The organism is Bradyrhizobium diazoefficiens (assembly GCF_016616235.1).
Lineage (GTDB): Bacteria > Pseudomonadota > Alphaproteobacteria > Rhizobiales > Xanthobacteraceae > Bradyrhizobium > Bradyrhizobium diazoefficiens_H.
Genome location: NZ_CP067100.1, coordinates 4,558,854 through 4,575,363, shown reverse-complemented (window position 1 = coordinate 4,575,363; position 16,510 = coordinate 4,558,854). Strand labels below are relative to the sequence as shown.

The following is a 16,510-nucleotide window of genomic DNA, read 5'->3' as shown; positions in this document are numbered from 1 at the left end:
ACATCTGACGCTCAGGTCCCGCTCTGGTTCCTATGCGTTTGCATGTAAATGTAAGGAAGATGTTCCTGCCCCGCTATTGCACGGTATTCAAAGCCGATATTCCAAAATCGCTTAATCACATCCTTGCGCGCGGAGCCTGCTTCCATTCGCGGCTCAATCCGCTAAAAGGTGACCCGCCGCCGCGCCGGACGCTGGCTGCACCTCTCGGAATTCAATGGAGATGATGGGAATGTCGAGCCGAGCGCTCAGCCTCGCGACGGTAGTGCTTCTGATCGGCTTCGGCGCGGCCGATGCCGTTCTTGCGCAGGCGACGAACCTCGAGGCCGGCAAAAGCCCCTCCCAGATTTTCGCGCAGACCTGCAATGCGTGCCACAAAAGCCCGCGCGGACTGTTGAAGTCCGTGGCGCCGGGCTCGCTGCCGGGCTTCCTGCGCCAGCACTACACCACCAGCTCGGACATGGCGGGCATCCTCGCCTCCTACCTCGTCTCCAACGGTGCGACCGACGCCCGCTATCAGGCCAAGGACGGCAAGAAGGGCAGCGCCAAGGAGAAGGAAGCCAACACCGCGCCCGGCCAGTCCCCTGAGCATCAGGGTCGTCGCCAGCACTCGCAGGAAGCTGCCAAGCCTGAAGGCGAGGGTGCGGCGGCCGCGACCGAAGGTGCGCGCCAAAAGCGCGCGGCACGGCCGGCCGAGGAGGGCGTGAAGCCCGAGGGCCAGGCAGCGCCTGAGGGACGCAAAGGCAAGCGTCGTGGCAAGCCCGGCACCGAGGAAGCGCCGAAGGTCGATGCCGCGCCGGCCACGGAAGAGAAGAAGAGCGAGCCGAAAGCCGAGTCCAAGCCCGAGAGTGCCAAGGTCGAGCCCGAGGCCAAGCCAGAGACCAGGCCCGACACCAGCAAGGCTCCCGAGAGGCCCGCTGAGGCCAAGCCGGACAGCAGCGCCAAGGTCGAGCCGCGCGGCAGCGAGGCTCCGGCGCTGCGGCCTGATCCGGTGCCGCAGGTGACGCCGGCTCCACCGGCAGCCGCTGCGAAGCCCACCGAGCCGGCCGCGCCGGTCGCGAGCTCTGAACCTGCGGCCAGACCGCAGGAAGCGGCGCCGCCCGCAACAGCTGCGGCTCCGCCGCCGGCGGAATCCTCAGGTCCGCCTGCACCGCCGATCTCGCGGTAACAGCCCCCGTTTTCCGATCGACCTGTGGAGGCCGCGCTCCGGCGCGGCTTCGGTGTCGTCTTGACCGCCATTAGAGTAACACTCTAGAGTATGGCTCCAGGAGGCGCGATGACCGCGAGCGTGCGTGACGATCTGTTGGCGGCCGGGCTTGCCGTGTTCGACCGCGTCGGCTTCGAAGCTGCGACGGTGGCGGCGATCCGCGCCAAGGCGCGCACGTCGAACGGCAGCTTCTTTCACGTCTTCGGATCGAAGAAGGAGCTCGCCGGAGCACTGTTCCTGGAGGTGCTCAGGCACTATCACGCCGCAATGCTCGCCGCGCTCGATCCGGCCCCGGATGCCGAGCAGGGGATCGATCGCCTGATCCGGTCGCATCTCGACTGGGTGGTCACCAGCCGGCGCGAAGCGCGCTACCTCTTCGAGATATCGCGCAGCGAATGGGGCGAGGACATGCGCGAGGCCCAGCGCGCGCAGAATGCGCGGCTCGCCGAAGGCATCGAGCGTTGGCGCGCGCCGCTGGTTGCCGGTGGCGAGCTATTGCCGATGACGCCGGTGATGTTCGTCAGCCAGCTCATCGGGCCGGCGCAGATCCTTTGCCGCGCCTTCCTGTCGGGGCGCGACCGCGCCGATCCCCGCGCTGAGGCCAGGACGCTTGTAGCCTGCGCCATCCGTGCGCTGGTGCCGCCCGAGCGCATCAACCAGGACTAAGGAGAGGCCTCATGCGAGCCGAAGCAGATCCCGAATTTGAGCCGATCGCCGAACGCATCCACGCCAATGTCGGCCGGCAGGGTTTTATGAACCTGGTCGGCGCCGAGCTGTCCGAATTGTCGCGCGGTACCTGCACGATCTCCGTGGACCGCCGGCCGGAGTTGCTCCAGCAGCATGGCTTCTTTCACGGCGGCGTCACCGCCTTCCTGGTCGACAACGCCACGACGATCGCGGCCGCCACCTGGCGTGGCCAGCCGGCGCTGACGGCGGAATACAAGCTCAATCTATTGTCGCCCGCAGTGGGCGAGAAGTTGATCTGTCGGGCCAGGGTGATCAAGCCGGGCCGCCAGGTCTCCGTGGTCGCCGCCGACGTGTTCTGTGTCAGCGAGGGTGTCGAGAAACATACGGCAACGGCACTCGCCTCGATCGCGATGCTGAGCGAGGACGTCACCAAAGCAAAAAGCCCGGCCGCCTGAGGCAACCGGGCTTTTGATCGTGTTCGTCATTCCGGGATGGCGCGTAAGCGCCAGACCCGGAATCTCGAGATTCTCAGGTGCATAGTTCGGTCCTGCGGACCGCCCCGGAATGACGGCAGATTTGCTTACTTCTCTTCTTCCGCAGCCGGGGCCGGCTCGACCTCGTCGTGCTGGGCTTCCGGATCGAAGAACTCGCCGGCGGCGGCAATCGCCTCGGCGGCCGCGTCGCGGTCCTCGTTGCGGGTGGAGATGTCCTCGCCACGGTTGATGCGCTCGGCCTCGTCCTGGCTGCGCGCCACAGTGACGGTGATCTCGACTTCGACTTCGGGATGGACGGCAACGGTGATCGCGTGCTTGCCGATGGTCTTGATCGGGGCATCGAGCTGGACCTGCGGCCGGGACAGCGAAACGCCGTCGGCTTCGAACGCCATGACGATGTCACGCACGTTGACCGACCCGAACAGCTGACCAGCTTCCGAGGCCTGACGAATCACGATGATGTTCTTGCCCTGGATCTTCTCGGCGACCTTGGACGCCTCGGCCTTGGATTCGAGGTTGCGGGCCTCGAGCTCGGCTTTCATGCCGTCGTACTTGGCGCGGTTGTCGGCGGTGGCGCGCAGCGCCTTGCCGCGCTTGAGCAGGAAATTGCGGGCATAGCCGTCGCGAACCTTCACGACTTCGCCCATCTGGCCGAGCTTGTTGACGCGTTCCAGCAGAATGACTTCCATATTCGTTCTCCTTTGAAGTGTTGAGTGGTTGGATTTTCGGATTTGAACTTAAGGGGTCGGCAGCGGCGGCGGCTGCCGCGTGCGCATGAAGCGCTCACGGAAGCCAAACACGGCGTCGGCAAGGCCGAGGATCACCATCGCGATGACGGGCCAGCCGAACACGACGACGACGATGTAGGTCGAGCCGAGCCAGAAGGTGCGGCTCTTCAGCGCCAATGTCAGCGTATGCAGCACGGCAAAGCCGGTGAGCGCGTAGCCCATCATCAGTGCGGCCGCGCTGATCTGCGCGACGATCGCGAGCAGCCCGCCGGTGAAGCAGAAGGCCAGCGCGACACAGAGCCCGACCAGCGTCATCGGCGGCAGCTCCGCCGTCATCATGTCAGGCCAGGGACGGCGCAGTCGGCCCGACGTCGCCGTCACCTTGGCGCTGAGCCAGAGGTTGAGCGTGAGCGTCATCATCGCGACGATGGTGGCAGCAGCCGGTGCGATGCGTACCAGTGCGTCGATGAACTGGCCGGCTTCGCCTGACGTTTGCGGATCGGCGGCACGGAGCAAGCGCATCAGGCCGCGCCGCAGCGTGCCGATGATAGTGTCGGCATCAGCGCCGAGCGTGAGCAGGGCCGCGATCGTGGTCAGCGCGGCGAAGCCCGCGATCCACAGCAGGAGGCGGCCGACCGGATACCATTCGAGCTCAGGCTCGGCCTGCGGCGCAGTGGCGCCGTCCCGTGTGACGGGGGTCACCGGCCGGCTGAGCAGGACGAGGTGGCCGAGCCACCAGGCGGGCAGCGCGACCGTGACGGCAAAGGCAATGCAGTAGGGCAAGCCGAACAAAGCGCCGAGACCGGCCGCCGCGGCGATGCCGCCAAGGCTTGCGCATAGCGGCCCCCAGCCGATCGCGGCGACCATCAGCGGCAGCGGTGCGAGATAGAACAGGACGAGCGAGATCAGCGCGCCCGAAACGATCGAGGCGAACGTCAGGGCCGACGCAGCGCCGGCGATCAGGGCTATCAGTCCAAAAGTCATCATCAGCTGTCCCGCTCCCTTCGAGCGGTTAGAGGCGTCTTGCCCCAACCATCGGCGACCGGACGACCCGGAAGCCTTATGAAACTAAAGTGCGGCCGGCGGCGATATCGCCGCCGGCCGAATTCGTCTTAGCGAATGACGTAGGGCAGCAGGCCCAGGAACCGCGCGCGCTTGATGGCGCGGGCGAGCTCACGCTGCTTCTTCGCGGACACCGCAGTGATGCGGCTCGGCACGATCTTGCCGCGCTCGGAGACGTAACGCATCAGGAGCTTGGAGTCCTTATAATCGATCTTCGGAGCATTGGCGCCCGTGAACGGGCAGCTCTTGCGACGACGAAAAAACGGGCGGCGTGCACCAGCTTCAGCCATTGTTCTTACTCCCCATCCGTCGTGGTGGTGGTTTCAGCGTCTTCGCGCGGACGACGCGGGCCGCGATCACCGCGGAAGCCGCCGCCTTCACGATCGCCGCCACGGAAACCGCCCTCGCGGTCGCCACGGAAGCCGCCTTCGCGCTCGCCGCGGAAGCCGCCGCCGCGGTCATCACGCTCGCGATCTCGGTCGGCCTTGCGCATCATCGCAGACGGGCCTTCCTCGAGCTCCTCGACGCGGACGCTGAGATAGCGGATCACGTCTTCGCTGATGCGCTCCTGGCGCTCGATCTCGGCGATCGCCGCGGACGGCGCGTCGATGTTGAGCAGCACGAAGTGCGCCTTGCGGTTCTTGTTCATGCGGTAGGTGAGGGAGCGAACGCCCCAATTCTCGGTCTTGGTGACTTTGCCGCCGAGACCCTCGACGATTCCGGTCATCTGCGCAGTCAGCTCTTCGACCTGCTGCGTGCTCGCGTCCTGACGCGCGAGAAAAACATGCTCATAGAGAGCCATGGTGGTCCTTTCCTCATGTTGGCGCATCGCCCGGCGTCAAGCCCTTAAGAGACCTTCGGAAAGGACTCTGGGATGAAGCTCAGAAGGCGGAAACACGGGACGACGGGCCGACTGGCCCTGCCACACCAAAATCACGAATGATTTGCTGAGACCGTCCGTTCAGCTCCCGGCCGGGGTCTGCGGATGGCGCGCTTATACGGATTTTGGCCGGCTTTGCAAGGTTTGAGGCCGGGTTTTCGGCCGGGAATGGTTCCGGTGCCGAGGGGGCAAACCCCGATCTTCCAATCCCCCTCACGCCGCTTGAACTATTTGTTTGTATATCATACAAACAAGTCAACAAGGGGTCCCGGATGGCGGAAAAATCGGTCCATGAACCGCTTGGGGCGGCTGGCGATCCCAAGCATGCCGCGCGGGCAACCCGCTCGGCCGGCCGCAAGATGCGGTCGCTTCTGCTGGACGCGGCGAGCCCGCTGTTCCGGGAACGGGGGCTATCGGGCACGGCCATCACCGACATCGCGGCCGCCGCGGACGCATTCCCGAGCCAGATCACCTACTACTTCCGCACCAAGGAAGCGCTGTTCGTCGAATGCGCCTGCCGCGACCTGCTGTACCTCGCGCGTGCGACCGAACAGGCGGCGCTGAAGGCGCGCACGCCGCGCGAGTACACCCACGCGCTGGCCGAGACCGTGACAGCGAGCGATTCGATTGCCTTCTTCGCCGAAGCCCTGACACTGACGCGGCGCCGTCAGGATCTCGCGCCGCTGGTCGAGCGCACCATCGAGCGTCTGCACGCCGAAGGCGCGCGTGCCTATGCGAGTCAGGTCGAGCGGCATGGCTGGCGCTCCCTACGTGCGCCCGACGAAAGCTCGCGGCGATTTTGGGCCGTCGCCATCGGCGTGATTCTGGAAGGCTACGCCATGGGGCGTTCGCCCGAGGCGCTCTGCACCGAGATGCTGCGTGTGCTCGGCGAGCAGGCGAAATCCGCAGGCGACACTGCGCGCCTGCGTCTCGTCGACGAGCGCGATGTACACAGCAATTCGAACGAGGAGGGTTAGGCCATGACCGCGCTCCGCATGCGTGCCCGCGATTTCCTGACCGACGATCAACTCGCCGACGTGCGTCAGCGCGTGACGTGGAAAGGTGTCGCGCTGATCGCCCACGCCTGGGCGCTCATCATCGGTGCGATCGCGCTGGTGGCGTGGTGGCCCAATCCGCTGACCTACATCTTCGCCGTCGCGATCATCGGCTCGCGCCAGCTGGGCCTTGCGATCCTCATGCATGACGGAGCGCATGGCTGTCTGTCCGCCGACGAGAAGACCAATCTGGCGCTGAGCCAATGGCTCTGCGCTTATCCTCTGTTCGCGGAGACGCGCAGCTATCGGCGCTATCATCTTCAGCATCACGCCCGCACACAGCAGGAGGACGATCCTGACCTCGTGCTGTCGGCGCCGTTTCCGATCACCAGGCTAAGCTACCGCCGCAAGTTCATTCGCGACATCACCGGGCAGACCGGCTACCAGCAGCGCAAGGCGCAACTGCTCAACGCGCTCGGTCCGAAGGATTGGCCGTGGCGCCAGCGCGCCGCGCATTTCCGGGAGAAACTCGGCCCGCAATGCCTCGTCAACGCGGCGATGTTCGCAAGCCTTGCGGCCGCCGGCGTGTGGTGGGCCTATCCGCTGCTATGGCTGGTGCCGCTGCTGACCTGGATGATGGTCATCACGCGCATCCGCAACATCGCCGAGCATGCCGTCGTGCCCGACAGCAGCGATCCCTTGCGCAACACCCGCACCACACATGCCAATTTTCTCGAGCGCCTGTTCATCGCGCCGTACTACGTGAACTACCACCTCGAGCATCATCTCTTGTTCTACGTGCCCTGCTACAATCTGCCGAAGGTGCATCGCCTGCTCAGCGCGAGCCGGCATGCCGGTCGTATGGAGGTGCAGCCCGGTTACGCAGCGGTGCTGCGGCTTGCGACCGCGAAGCCCGATCGGGATGACCGTCCCGGCCAGCTGGCGAACAGCGCGCGCCGCGCCCGGGCAGGGGCGGCGGTCGACGCCAACCAGACCAATGGTGGATTCTAGGGGGCTGCATCCCCAGGTGAATGCCGGCCGAAGTTCCTATCTTGGCTTGACACTCCGGCCCCGGACAGTGTCTACGGCCCCCTTTGGAGCGTGATCCGGAACCATGGCCTAACGCCGTGCGTAGTCGGCTGCCGGTTCTCGCAGGGATCACGCCCGGCAAGCAGGGAGCGCCGATGACGGCAGCATTCACATTTCCGGGGCAGGGATCTCAGGCGGTCGGTATGGGCAAGGCCCTGGCCGACGCCTTTCCGGCGGCGCGCGCCGTGTTCGACGAGGTCGATGCGGCACTTGGGGAGAAGTTGACCGCAACCATCTGGGATGGGCCGGCGGAAACCCTCCAGCTCACCGAGAAGGCCCAGCCGGCGCTGATGGCGGTATCGATTGCCACGCTGCGCGTGCTCGAGGCCGAAGCCGGGTTTTCCGTGGGGCGGGATGCGGCCTTCGTCGCCGGCCACTCGCTCGGTGAATATTCGGCGCTGGCCGCGGCCGGCAGCCTGACGGTTTCCGACACCGCGCGGCTGCTTCGCATCCGCGGTCTCGCGATGCAAAAAGCCGTTCCGGTCGGCGTCGGCGCGATGGCCGCGCTGCTTGGCCTCGACTATGAAGCCGCCGTGCAAGTCGCGAGCGAGGCGGCGCAGGGCCAGGTCTGCCAGGCCGCCAACGACAATGGCGGCGGCCAGGTGGTGGTCTCCGGCGACAAGGCTGCGGTCGATCGCGCCGTCGAGATCGCCAAGACCAAGGGCGCCAAGCGCGCGATGCTCTTGCCGGTGTCCGCACCGTTCCATTGCAAGCTGATGCAGCCCGCCGCCGATGCCATGGCCGAGGCGCTGTCGAAGGTCACGATCAAGGCGCCGGCCGCGCCGCTGGTGTCGAACGTGCTGGCGAGCGCCATCACTGATCCCGACGAAATCCGCCGCCGCCTGATCGAGCAGGTCACCGGCACGGTGCGCTGGCGCGAGTCGGTTGCCTATATGGCGGAGCAGGGCGTCACGCGCTTCTTGGAGATCGGCGCGGGCAAGGTGCTGACCGGACTCGTCAAGCGCATTGCGGATGGTGCTGTCGGCGTGGCTGTCGGTGGTCCGAACGACATTGTCGCCGCCAAGGACGCATTGGCCGCTGCGAAGCAGGGCTAGAGGAGTTTTTCAATGTTCGACCTGACTGGTAAAAAGGCGCTCGTCACCGGCGCGACCGGCGGCATCGGCGGCGCCATCGCGCAGGCGCTGCATGCGCAGGGCGCCGCCGTTGCGATTTCGGGGACGCGCAAGGACGTGCTGGACGAGCTTGCCGGCAAGCTCGGCGAGCGCACCCATGTGCTGCCCTGCAATCTCTCCAAGGCCGACGAGGTCGAGGCCTTGGTGCCCGCCGCGGAAGCCGCGATGGGGCAGGTCGACATCCTCATCGCCAATGCCGGCATCACCCGCGACAATCTGTTCGTGCAGCTTCGCGACGAGGATTGGGAGGAGGTCATCAACGTCAATCTGACCGCGACCTTCCGCCTGGCGCGCGCCGCGACCAAATTGATGATGCGCAAGCGCTTCGGCCGCATCATCGCCATCACCTCGGTGGTCGGCGTCACCGGCAATCCCGGACAGGGCAATTACACCGCGTCCAAGGCGGGTCTGATCGGCATGATCAAGACCTTGGGGGCCGAATACGCCAAGCGCGGCGTCACCGCGAACTGCATCGCGCCCGGCTTCATCAAGACGCCGATGACGGATGCGCTCAACGACAAGCAGCGCGAGACGATTCTGACCAAGGTTCCGGCCGCCCGCCTGGGCACGCCCGAGGACATCGCGGCGGCCGCCGTCTACCTGAGTTCGAACGAAGCGGCCTACGTCACCGGACAAACCATCCACGTCAACGGTGGCATGGCCATGATCTGACGTCTTCCTTCCGCAACTGCCCACATAGGCGGTGCGGGATGCGGCAAACGGCCGTTTCCGGAGCGAAATGAGGCTTGTAGTCAAGGCAGTTGAAGTATGGTAACCGGACCTTCAACGGATGGGCAAAGAACGCCATTGCAGGTTTTTGAAACCCTGTATATTGGCGATGCGGTGCCTTGGCCGTCGTTCGCCGGGCCCTGCATCGGTTTGGATGGGGCCAAATCAAAGTTCGTAAGCGAAGGCAGTAACACGACCACGACGGCTCGTATCGTCCCGGGGGGTCGGGTCTACAGGGAACAACACGAGGTTAAGCAATGAGTGACATTGGCGAGCGGGTTAAGAAGATCGTGGTCGAACACCTTGGTGTTGAGCCCGAGAAGGTTGTCGACAACGCGAGCTTCATCGACGACCTCGGCGCCGACAGTCTGGACACCGTCGAGCTGGTGATGGCGTTCGAAGAAGAATTTGGTTGCGAGATTCCGGACGACGCCGCGGAGACGATTCTCACCGTCGGCGACGCCACGAAGTTTCTCGAGAAGAACGCGAAGAGCTAAGGCTCTTCATTTTTCGCGGGGACAACATTGAAACCGGACGGGCCGCTTGCCAGCGGTCAGCCGGTTTCTTGTTATTGGCCGTGAATCTTTCGATGCGGAGTTTTCGGATATGAGGCGGGTTGTCGTTACAGGTCTTGGCATGGTGTCGCCGCTCGGCTGCGGCGTCGAGCCGACCTGGAAACGCATCCTCAACGGCGAAAGCGGTGCGCGCAAGATCGAGAGCTTCGACGTCTCCGATCTGCAGACCAAATACGCCTGCACCGTCGTGCGCGGCGACGGGTCAAACGACACTTTCAATCCCGATATCTGGATGGAGCCGAAGGACCAGCGCAAGGTCGACGACTTCATCATCTTTGGAATGGCCGCGGCCGGTCAGGCGCTCGATGATGCCAACTGGCATCCCGAGACCGAAGAGGACAAATGCGCGACCGGCACCATGATCGGCTCCGGCATCGGCGGCCTCAACGGCATTGCCGACACCGCGATCCTCTTGAAGGAGCGCGGACCGCGCCGGGTGTCGCCGTTCTTCATTCCCGGCCGCCTGATCAACCTCGCCTCCGGCTACGTCTCGATCGCGCACGGGCTGAAAGGGCCGAATCATTCGGTGGTCACGGCCTGCTCGACCGGTGCACATGCGGTCGGCGACGCCGCCCGCCTGATCGCACTCGGCGATGCCGACGTCATGGTTGCCGGCGGCGCCGAGTCGCCGATCAGCCGCATCGGCATTGCCGGCTTCAACGCCGCGCGTGCGCTGTCGACCGGCTTCAACGATACGCCCGAGAAGGCCTCGCGTCCCTACGACAAGGAGCGGGACGGTTTTGTGATGGGCGAGGGCGCCGGCGTGCTGGTGCTCGAGGAGCTCGAGCACGCGCAACGCCGTGGCGCCAGAATCTACGCCGAGGTGATCGGCTACGGCCTTTCGGGTGATGCCTATCACATTACTTCGCCGTCGCCCGATGGCGATGGCGGCTTCCGCAGCATGTCGGCGGCGCTCAAGCGGGCCGGCCTGTCGCCGTCCGATCTCGACTACATCAACGCGCACGGCACCTCGACGCCGCTCGGCGACGAGATCGAACTCGGCGCGGTCGAGCGGCTGCTCGGCAACGCCGCCTCCAAGATCGCGATGTCCTCGACCAAATCGTCGACCGGCCATCTGCTCGGTGCGGCCGGCGCGATCGAAGCGATCTTCGCCATTCTTGCGATTCGCGATAATGTCGTGCCGCCGACGATCAATCTGGACAATCCATCGGTCGAGACCGCGATCGACCTCGTCCCGCACAAGGCGAAGCAGCGCGAGGTCAACGTCGCGTTGTCGAATTCTTTCGGTTTTGGCGGTACCAACGCGTCGGTGATCGTCCGGCGCCTGGTCCAATAGTTTGTGGTTGCGACGAATCCACCGTTTTGCCGTATTCGGCGATAGTCATGGAAGCGGGCGCGTGCATTTGGCAGGGCAAGCGATTGTCAGGCTGCGATTGAACCGGCAGGATTCAGGTTGCTTCGATGAGTGAAAGGCCGCCCATTTCGCCCCGGAGCCCGCGGGCAGCGCTGGAGCCCGAGCAGGTCCCGCCGCCGCCGAAGCGATCGGAGCGCGCGCGCAATCCGTTCGTGGTCGTCGGCAATGCCATCATCACCCTGTTGCTGCTCGCCATGCTCGGCGCCGGCGGCGTCTATTACTATGGCCGGCAGGTGCTCGAGGCGCCGGGGCCGCTGAAGGAAGACAAGATCGTCAACATCCCGCAGCGTGCAGGCAAGCGCGACATCGCCGAGACGCTGAACCGGGAAGGCGTGACCGACGTCAATCCATGGATTTTCATCGCGAGCGTGGCCGCGCTGAAGGCGAGCTCCGACCTGAAGCCGGGTGAGTATTCGTTCCAGAAGAACGCCTCCTTGCGCGACGTCATCGCCACCATTGTCGAGGGCAAGGTGGTGCAGCATTCGGTCACGATTCCCGAGGGCCTGACCTCGGAACAGATCGTGGCGCGGCTGTCCGACAACGACATCTTCAGCGGCAGCGTGCGCGAGCTGCCGCGCGAAGGCACGCTGCTGCCCGAGACCTACAAATTCCCGCGCGGCACCACGCGCGAGCAGGTGATCCAGCGCATGCAGCAGGCGCACAAGCGCGTGCTGGCCGAGATCTGGGAGCGCCGCAGCCAGGACATTCCGGTCAAGACGCCGGAGCAGCTGGTGACGCTGGCCTCGATCGTCGAAAAGGAGACCGGCAAGCCTGACGAGCGCAGCCGTGTTGCCGCGGTCTTCGTCAATCGGCTGAAGCAGCGGATCAAGCTGCAGTCCGACCCCACGATCATCTACGGCCTCGTCGGCGGCAAGGGCACGCTCGGCCGTCCGATCAAGCGCAGCGAGATCACGCAGCCCTCGCCCTACAACACCTATGTGATCGAGGGCCTGCCCCCGGGCCCGATCTCCAACCCCGGCCGCGCCTCGCTGGAGGCCGCCGCCAACCCGGCCCGCACCCGCGACCTCTATTTCGTCGCCGACGGCACCGGCGGGCATGCGTTTACCGAGACCTACGACGCGCACCAGAAGAACGTCGCGAAGCTGCGCGCGATGGAGAAGCAGATCCAGAACGACACGGTCGAGCCGGCCGAAGATGCGCCGCCGCCGGCCGCCGCCGCGCCGGCCGCTGGCGACACGCCCACCGCGACGACCCCCGCGCGACCCAACCAGCAGAAAAAGCCGCCGGCGCGGCCGGCGGGTCCGCCAGCGGCCCGGCAGGGCGCGGTGCAGCCCTCGCCGCCGGTGGTCCAGCGCTAGGCGGGGCTGCAGGTCCGCTACGGGACTTTGCGGATTCCACTTCGCTGCAAAATAGTCTTAAGATTCGCGTGGCTTGATGCCGCGCGAATCCCGCGTTTCCGGAGAAATTGACCTGATGGCGCTGTCGTCCATGACCGGCTTTGCGAGATGCCACGGCGCGAGCGGGCCGTATACGTTCGAATGGGAATTGAAGTCGGTCAACGCCAAGGGCTTTGATCTCAGGGTGCGACTGCCGCAGGGGTTCGATGAGCTCGAGGCTCATGCCAAGAAGCGCGCCGGCGAGCTGTTGTCCCGCGGCACCGTCTACGCCAACCTCAATGTCAAGCGCGCCAATGCCGCCGCATCGGTCCGCATCAACGAGGACGTGCTCAATGCGGTCCTCAAGGCCGCCGCGCTGATCTCCGGCAAGATCGACGCCGTGGCGCCGAGCATCGACGGCCTGCTCGCGATCAAGGGCGTCGTCGAGGTCGCCGAGCCCGAGGGCGACGAGGAGGAGGACAAGGTCGCGCGCGCCGCGGCGGCCGCGGCGTTCGACAAGGCGCTCGACGAGCTCATCGCGATGCGCAAGCGCGAGGGCACCTCGCTCGGGCAGATCCTGACCCAGCGCGTCGACGAGATCGAAGCGCTCGCGAAACAGGCCGAGGCCGCGCCAGGCCGCAAGCCGGAGGCGATCAGGGCGAGGCTTGCCGAGCAGATCGCGGCGCTGCTCGACACCTCCGACCGTTTCGATGCCGACCGCCTGATGCAGGAGGCGATCCTGATCGCGACCAAGGCCGACATCCGCGAAGAGCTCGACCGCATCGCCTCGCACGTCGCGCAGGCGCGCGAGCTGATCGGCAAGGGCGGCCCGATCGGCCGCAAGCTCGACTTCCTGGCGCAGGAGTTTCATCGCGAGGTCAACACCTGCTGCTCGAAGTCGAACGACATCGAGCTGACCAATACCGGGCTCGCCATGAAGAACGTGGTGGAGCAGTTCCGTGAACAGGTCCAGAATCTGGAGTGATCGATGAAGACTGGCGGTCATGGGACTGACGGGGTCGAACGGCGCGGATTGATGTTCGTGCTGTCCTCGCCGTCGGGCGCCGGCAAGACGACGCTGTCGCGGATGTTGCTCGAGCGGGAGCCCGGCCTGAAGATGTCAGTATCGGCGACCACACGTCAGATGCGGCCGGGAGAAGTGGAGGGGCGCGACTATTTCTTCGTCAGCAAGCCCAGATTTGAGACGATGGTGGAACAGGGCGAACTGCTTGAATGGGCCACCGTGTTTGACAATCTTTACGGGACGCCGCGTGCGCCGGTGGAGGCGGCCTTGTCGGCCGGGCAGGACGTTCTTTTCGACATCGACTGGCAGGGCACGCAGCAACTGCACCAGAAAGCGAGCGCCGACGTGGTGCGCGTCTTCATCCTGCCGCCCTCGGCCGCCGATCTCGAGAAGCGGCTGCACTCGCGCGCGCAGGATTCCGACGAGGTGATCCGCAAGCGCATGAGCCGCGCCAGCCACGAGATGAGCCACTGGGCCGAGTACGACTACATCGTCATCAACCACGATGTCGACGAGGCCTTCGCCGAGGTGCAGTCGATCCTGAAGGCCGAGCGTCTCAAGCGCGAGCGGCGGATTGGCCTCGTGGGATTTGTGCGAACTCTGCAAGGTCAGCTTCAAGGCTAGGCTGCTTCAGCCGCGGCCCTTCCTGCGCCAGCCGTTCCAGGATCGCCGTGATCACGTCGACATCGACGGCGTCTTCGATCCGCACATCCTCGTCCTCGTCACGATCGGCGGGCGCTTGGTCATGAGCATCGTCGGCCGCGAGCCGAGGCGCTGATTCCTCGATTTCGAACGTGCCGTTAAAGATGCCGGCCTCGTCGAGGTCTGCGGCGGGGTTGTGAGCCGGCGCGGATTGTGCCGCGATCCTGCCGATCGCGTCGCTGAATGCAGCGAGCTGTGCGGCTTTTGGCTGCGCGGCTTGGAGCTGAGTGGATTGAGGACGCACGGCATCGAAATCCACCGGGCCGGACTGCTGCGCGGGGACGGCTTCAGCCGGCATCGCGTCGAGCCAGGGGGCGCGGCTCGGGTCCTGGTCCTGCGGCTCCCAATCGTCCCAATGCGCGCGGCGGTCGGCCTGGCGACGGACGCGTCCGCCGGCGAAGCGGTAGATGATGCTGGCGAGGATGCCGGCAAGCGCCAGCGCGCCGCCGACCACGAGCAGCAGCATCTGGAGCGAGCCGGTGTCGGCGCTGCTGTCTGCGGCTGCGAGCGCCATGGGAGCAGGGGATTTTGACGGCTTCGTGCCCGGCGGCGCGACTGCCGCGACGGGAGCGGGCGCCGGCTGCGGTGCGGGCGATGCCGCCGCGGTGGGATCGGGCCAGGGCGACGCGACGGCAGGCTGCTGTGCGCTGCCGTCAGCGGAGGGGGGCGCGGCTTGTTGCGCCGGCGCTGATGTCGTCGGGACGGCCTGGGCGGGCGCGGTCGGGGCGGCGGCGGTCTGCGGCTTCAGATATTCGGCGCGTGCGTCCTGCACCGGGTGCTGCGGCGCGGCTGAATCTGGCGGTGACGGCTCGGCCTGCGCGGACTGCACGGGCTTGGCGCTCTCCTTTGCATTGTCCTTGCCGCCTTCGGCGCGCAGATACCAGCATTGCCGCTTGGTCGAACGCTCGAGGCGATAGTGCCAGTGCTGGCCCTGCGGCGCGACGCCCTTCGGCGAGGCGAGGCAATCGGCTGCGGCCGCGCTCGCGGCGGCCGGCGCATTCTGCGACTCCGCTGCCAGTGGTGCGCCGGCGATGATGCTGCCAACCAGCGCGGAAATGAACTTTGCGGTGCGGTGGCCCATCCTGGTCTCCCGATTACGCATGACGCAACTCGTTACCTTCCCTTTCTCAACAAAGAGTTAGGTGGCAATGAGCCGCAAATCCGGAGAGGATGTGGCTTGAATCGGGCCTGCGGCGCGTTCGTTCCGCCGCGGTCGAGCAATTTCGACGGTGCAAGGCCGCGCTGGCGGGACCTTCCGGAACCGCTGCGCCCGCGGAAGCGGAACGACATCCGCCATCGGCTGCGCATGAGAGACATTCCGCTGACCGGGCAGGTGAGGGCACATGATATCACGCTCTCGCGACCCAAATGGTCCGAGCTTTGCGATTTCGTTCGCGCCCAATGGAAGCCAAAGGGCGCAGGGAAGGCCGGGCGCCGGCGGCACCCGATCCGTGCGCAACAGGAGTGCACACGGGGTGGATCACAGGTGATGCCAGTCGCCCGGCCTTCCCTGCGCGGATGGTTTTAACGGTGTCCTTCGTGCTCTCCCCGGGAGCGATCCACGGGACAGGGCGGGAACCGTGAGGCCGCGGCGTGTATGCCATAAATCCGAAATTCGGAAAGTGAAATATTTTTTCAGACGAGGATTGACGGGTGTGTTCCCCCGACGCCTCCGGAGGCTAGCGGATGCCTCCGTCTTGAACCCCAATTAGATATTCCGAACCGTAGCGTCCAAAATCGCTTCCTCGATACCGAACATCTCTCGGCATTCGGTCCCGTGGCGAGCCGCGAGGCCGCCGCTTCGCTTGCTCACCACGCGCATGAGCGGCTGAGGTTCAGCCGCTCACGTGCGTCATGCGAGCGCGCTAGGCTGCGTGCCTCATGCGTTCGATACTTTGGGTGATGTGGTTTCCGGCGTCGTCAGCTACCTTCAGAGACATGTCCGCCATCCGGCGGCTGGTATCCAAGGCGCTACTGATCGTGTCGCGCATCAGATCGGTCTGCACGGCTGCCAAATCGTGAGGAGTTCGGCAGCCCCAGAGTTCATTCACGCGGTCCATGGTCCTCTCGATCTGCTGACGAACGAAATCGAAGTACTCGCGTGATACGCCGTTCATTCCTTTGGCGACCGCTGTTGCAGAGTACATGATTGCTTCGGCGTTGCGGACCGAGCGCTCCGTTGCCTGCTGCGCTTCATTGCCCGTCAAACCGAACGTGCGACCAAGCTGATCAGTCGAGCGTCCCACCATTGCGGTGGCCATGTCGATGCCGAAGCGCCAAGTGTTTTGCAGCATCTCGGTATTTTGTCGCAGCAGATGGCTGCTGGCTTGGGCTACCTCCTCGCCGGCCTCGGCGGTAGCTAAGCCGATCCGTCTGGTCTGCTCGGCGGTCCTCTCGGCGGCGCGGCGGATTGTTTCCTCAGGACTTTGGGTAGGCTTTTCCTCCTGGCGTGGATTGGCCATTTGTTGCTCCATCGTTGTTGGTGAGGTCGGATCC

Annotated in this window: 18 protein-coding genes; 12 read left to right on the top strand and 6 right to left on the bottom strand. The window is 65.5% G+C overall.

The genetic code is table 11. The annotated features are described in order from the left end of the window. Nucleotides 1–229: 229 nt before the first annotated feature. From JJB99_RS21855 to JJB99_RS21845, 3 genes are all read left to right on the top strand, one after another. Nucleotides 230–1,165, top strand: coding sequence for a hypothetical protein (locus JJB99_RS21855; RefSeq protein WP_200494382.1), 936 nt, complete (start codon nucleotides 230–232; stop codon nucleotides 1,163–1,165). 108 nt (nucleotides 1,166–1,273) lie between these two features. Further along, nucleotides 1,274–1,870 (top strand): TetR/AcrR family transcriptional regulator, encoded by a 597-nt coding sequence (locus JJB99_RS21850; protein WP_200494381.1) that lies wholly within the window; start codon nucleotides 1,274–1,276, stop codon nucleotides 1,868–1,870. Between the two features lie 11 nt (nucleotides 1,871–1,881). After that, the gene (locus tag JJB99_RS21845; RefSeq protein ID WP_200494380.1) at nucleotides 1,882–2,346 is read left to right on the top strand and encodes a PaaI family thioesterase; all 465 of its coding nucleotides are present in this window, start codon (nucleotides 1,882–1,884) and stop codon (nucleotides 2,344–2,346) included. 125 nt (nucleotides 2,347–2,471) lie between these two features. Here the strand turns inward: JJB99_RS21845 and rplI are convergent, their stop codons facing one another. The 4 genes from rplI to rpsF form a co-directional block, all read right to left on the bottom strand. Then, complete coding sequence (gene rplI / locus JJB99_RS21840) at nucleotides 2,472–3,074, bottom strand: 50S ribosomal protein L9 (protein ID WP_200494379.1); 603 nt, start codon at nucleotides 3,072–3,074, stop codon at nucleotides 2,472–2,474. 48 nt (nucleotides 3,075–3,122) lie between these two features. After that, nucleotides 3,123–4,100 (bottom strand): hypothetical protein, encoded by a 978-nt coding sequence (locus JJB99_RS21835; RefSeq protein ID WP_200494378.1) that lies wholly within the window; start codon nucleotides 4,098–4,100, stop codon nucleotides 3,123–3,125. A gap of 125 nt (nucleotides 4,101–4,225) precedes the next feature. Beyond that, on the bottom strand, nucleotides 4,226–4,465 hold the full coding sequence (gene rpsR, locus JJB99_RS21830; RefSeq protein ID WP_007592020.1) for a 30S ribosomal protein S18: 240 nt from the start codon (nucleotides 4,463–4,465) through the stop codon (nucleotides 4,226–4,228). Between the two features lie 5 nt (nucleotides 4,466–4,470). Continuing rightward, nucleotides 4,471–4,977: a 30S ribosomal protein S6 gene (gene rpsF, locus JJB99_RS21825; RefSeq protein ID WP_200494377.1), complete on the bottom strand. Its 507-nt coding sequence runs from the start codon at nucleotides 4,975–4,977 to the stop codon at nucleotides 4,471–4,473. A 350-nt stretch (nucleotides 4,978–5,327) separates the two neighbouring features. Here rpsF and JJB99_RS21820 point away from each other — a divergent pair, with 350 nt between their 5' ends. From JJB99_RS21820 to gmk, 9 genes are all read left to right on the top strand, one after another. Next, nucleotides 5,328–6,032 (top strand): TetR/AcrR family transcriptional regulator C-terminal domain-containing protein, encoded by a 705-nt coding sequence (locus JJB99_RS21820; RefSeq protein ID WP_200494376.1) that lies wholly within the window; start codon nucleotides 5,328–5,330, stop codon nucleotides 6,030–6,032. Nucleotides 6,033–6,035: 3 nt separating this feature from the next. Continuing rightward, on the top strand, nucleotides 6,036–7,061 hold the full coding sequence (locus tag JJB99_RS21815) for a fatty acid desaturase family protein (RefSeq protein ID WP_200494375.1): 1,026 nt from the start codon (nucleotides 6,036–6,038) through the stop codon (nucleotides 7,059–7,061). A 173-nt stretch (nucleotides 7,062–7,234) separates the two neighbouring features. Then, a complete protein-coding gene (fabD, locus tag JJB99_RS21810; protein ID WP_200494374.1) occupies nucleotides 7,235–8,194 on the top strand; it encodes an ACP S-malonyltransferase in 960 nt (319 codons plus the stop codon). A 12-nt stretch (nucleotides 8,195–8,206) separates the two neighbouring features. Next, nucleotides 8,207–8,944, top strand: a complete 738-nt coding sequence (fabG, locus tag JJB99_RS21805) for a 3-oxoacyl-[acyl-carrier-protein] reductase (protein ID WP_200494373.1) — start codon at nucleotides 8,207–8,209, stop codon at nucleotides 8,942–8,944. Between the two features lie 314 nt (nucleotides 8,945–9,258). Further along, nucleotides 9,259–9,498: an acyl carrier protein gene (locus JJB99_RS21800; RefSeq protein ID WP_008551805.1), complete on the top strand. Its 240-nt coding sequence runs from the start codon at nucleotides 9,259–9,261 to the stop codon at nucleotides 9,496–9,498. 109 nt (nucleotides 9,499–9,607) lie between these two features. Next, entirely contained in the window at nucleotides 9,608–10,873 is a 1,266-nt protein-coding gene (gene fabF / locus JJB99_RS21795) for a beta-ketoacyl-ACP synthase II (protein WP_200494372.1), read from the top strand. Nucleotides 10,874–10,998: 125 nt separating this feature from the next. Beyond that, the gene (gene mltG / locus JJB99_RS21790; protein WP_200494371.1) at nucleotides 10,999–12,270 is read left to right on the top strand and encodes an endolytic transglycosylase MltG; all 1,272 of its coding nucleotides are present in this window, start codon (nucleotides 10,999–11,001) and stop codon (nucleotides 12,268–12,270) included. A 115-nt stretch (nucleotides 12,271–12,385) separates the two neighbouring features. After that, entirely contained in the window at nucleotides 12,386–13,273 is an 888-nt protein-coding gene (locus JJB99_RS21785) for a YicC/YloC family endoribonuclease (RefSeq protein WP_200494370.1), read from the top strand. 3 nt (nucleotides 13,274–13,276) lie between these two features. After that, a complete protein-coding gene (gene gmk, locus JJB99_RS21780) occupies nucleotides 13,277–13,936 on the top strand; it encodes a guanylate kinase (RefSeq protein ID WP_200494369.1) in 660 nt (219 codons plus the stop codon). On the opposite strand, the gene JJB99_RS21775 is transcribed toward gmk, so the two are convergent. Beyond that, nucleotides 13,869–15,095, bottom strand: a complete 1,227-nt coding sequence (locus tag JJB99_RS21775; protein WP_200494368.1) for a hypothetical protein — start codon at nucleotides 15,093–15,095, stop codon at nucleotides 13,869–13,871. The two genes, gmk and JJB99_RS21775, sit on opposite strands and share 68 nt — an antisense overlap. Nucleotides 15,096–15,879: 784 nt before the next feature. Then, a complete protein-coding gene (locus JJB99_RS21770; RefSeq protein ID WP_200494367.1) occupies nucleotides 15,880–16,476 on the bottom strand; it encodes a phasin family protein in 597 nt (198 codons plus the stop codon). Nucleotides 16,477–16,510 lie beyond the last annotated feature (34 nt).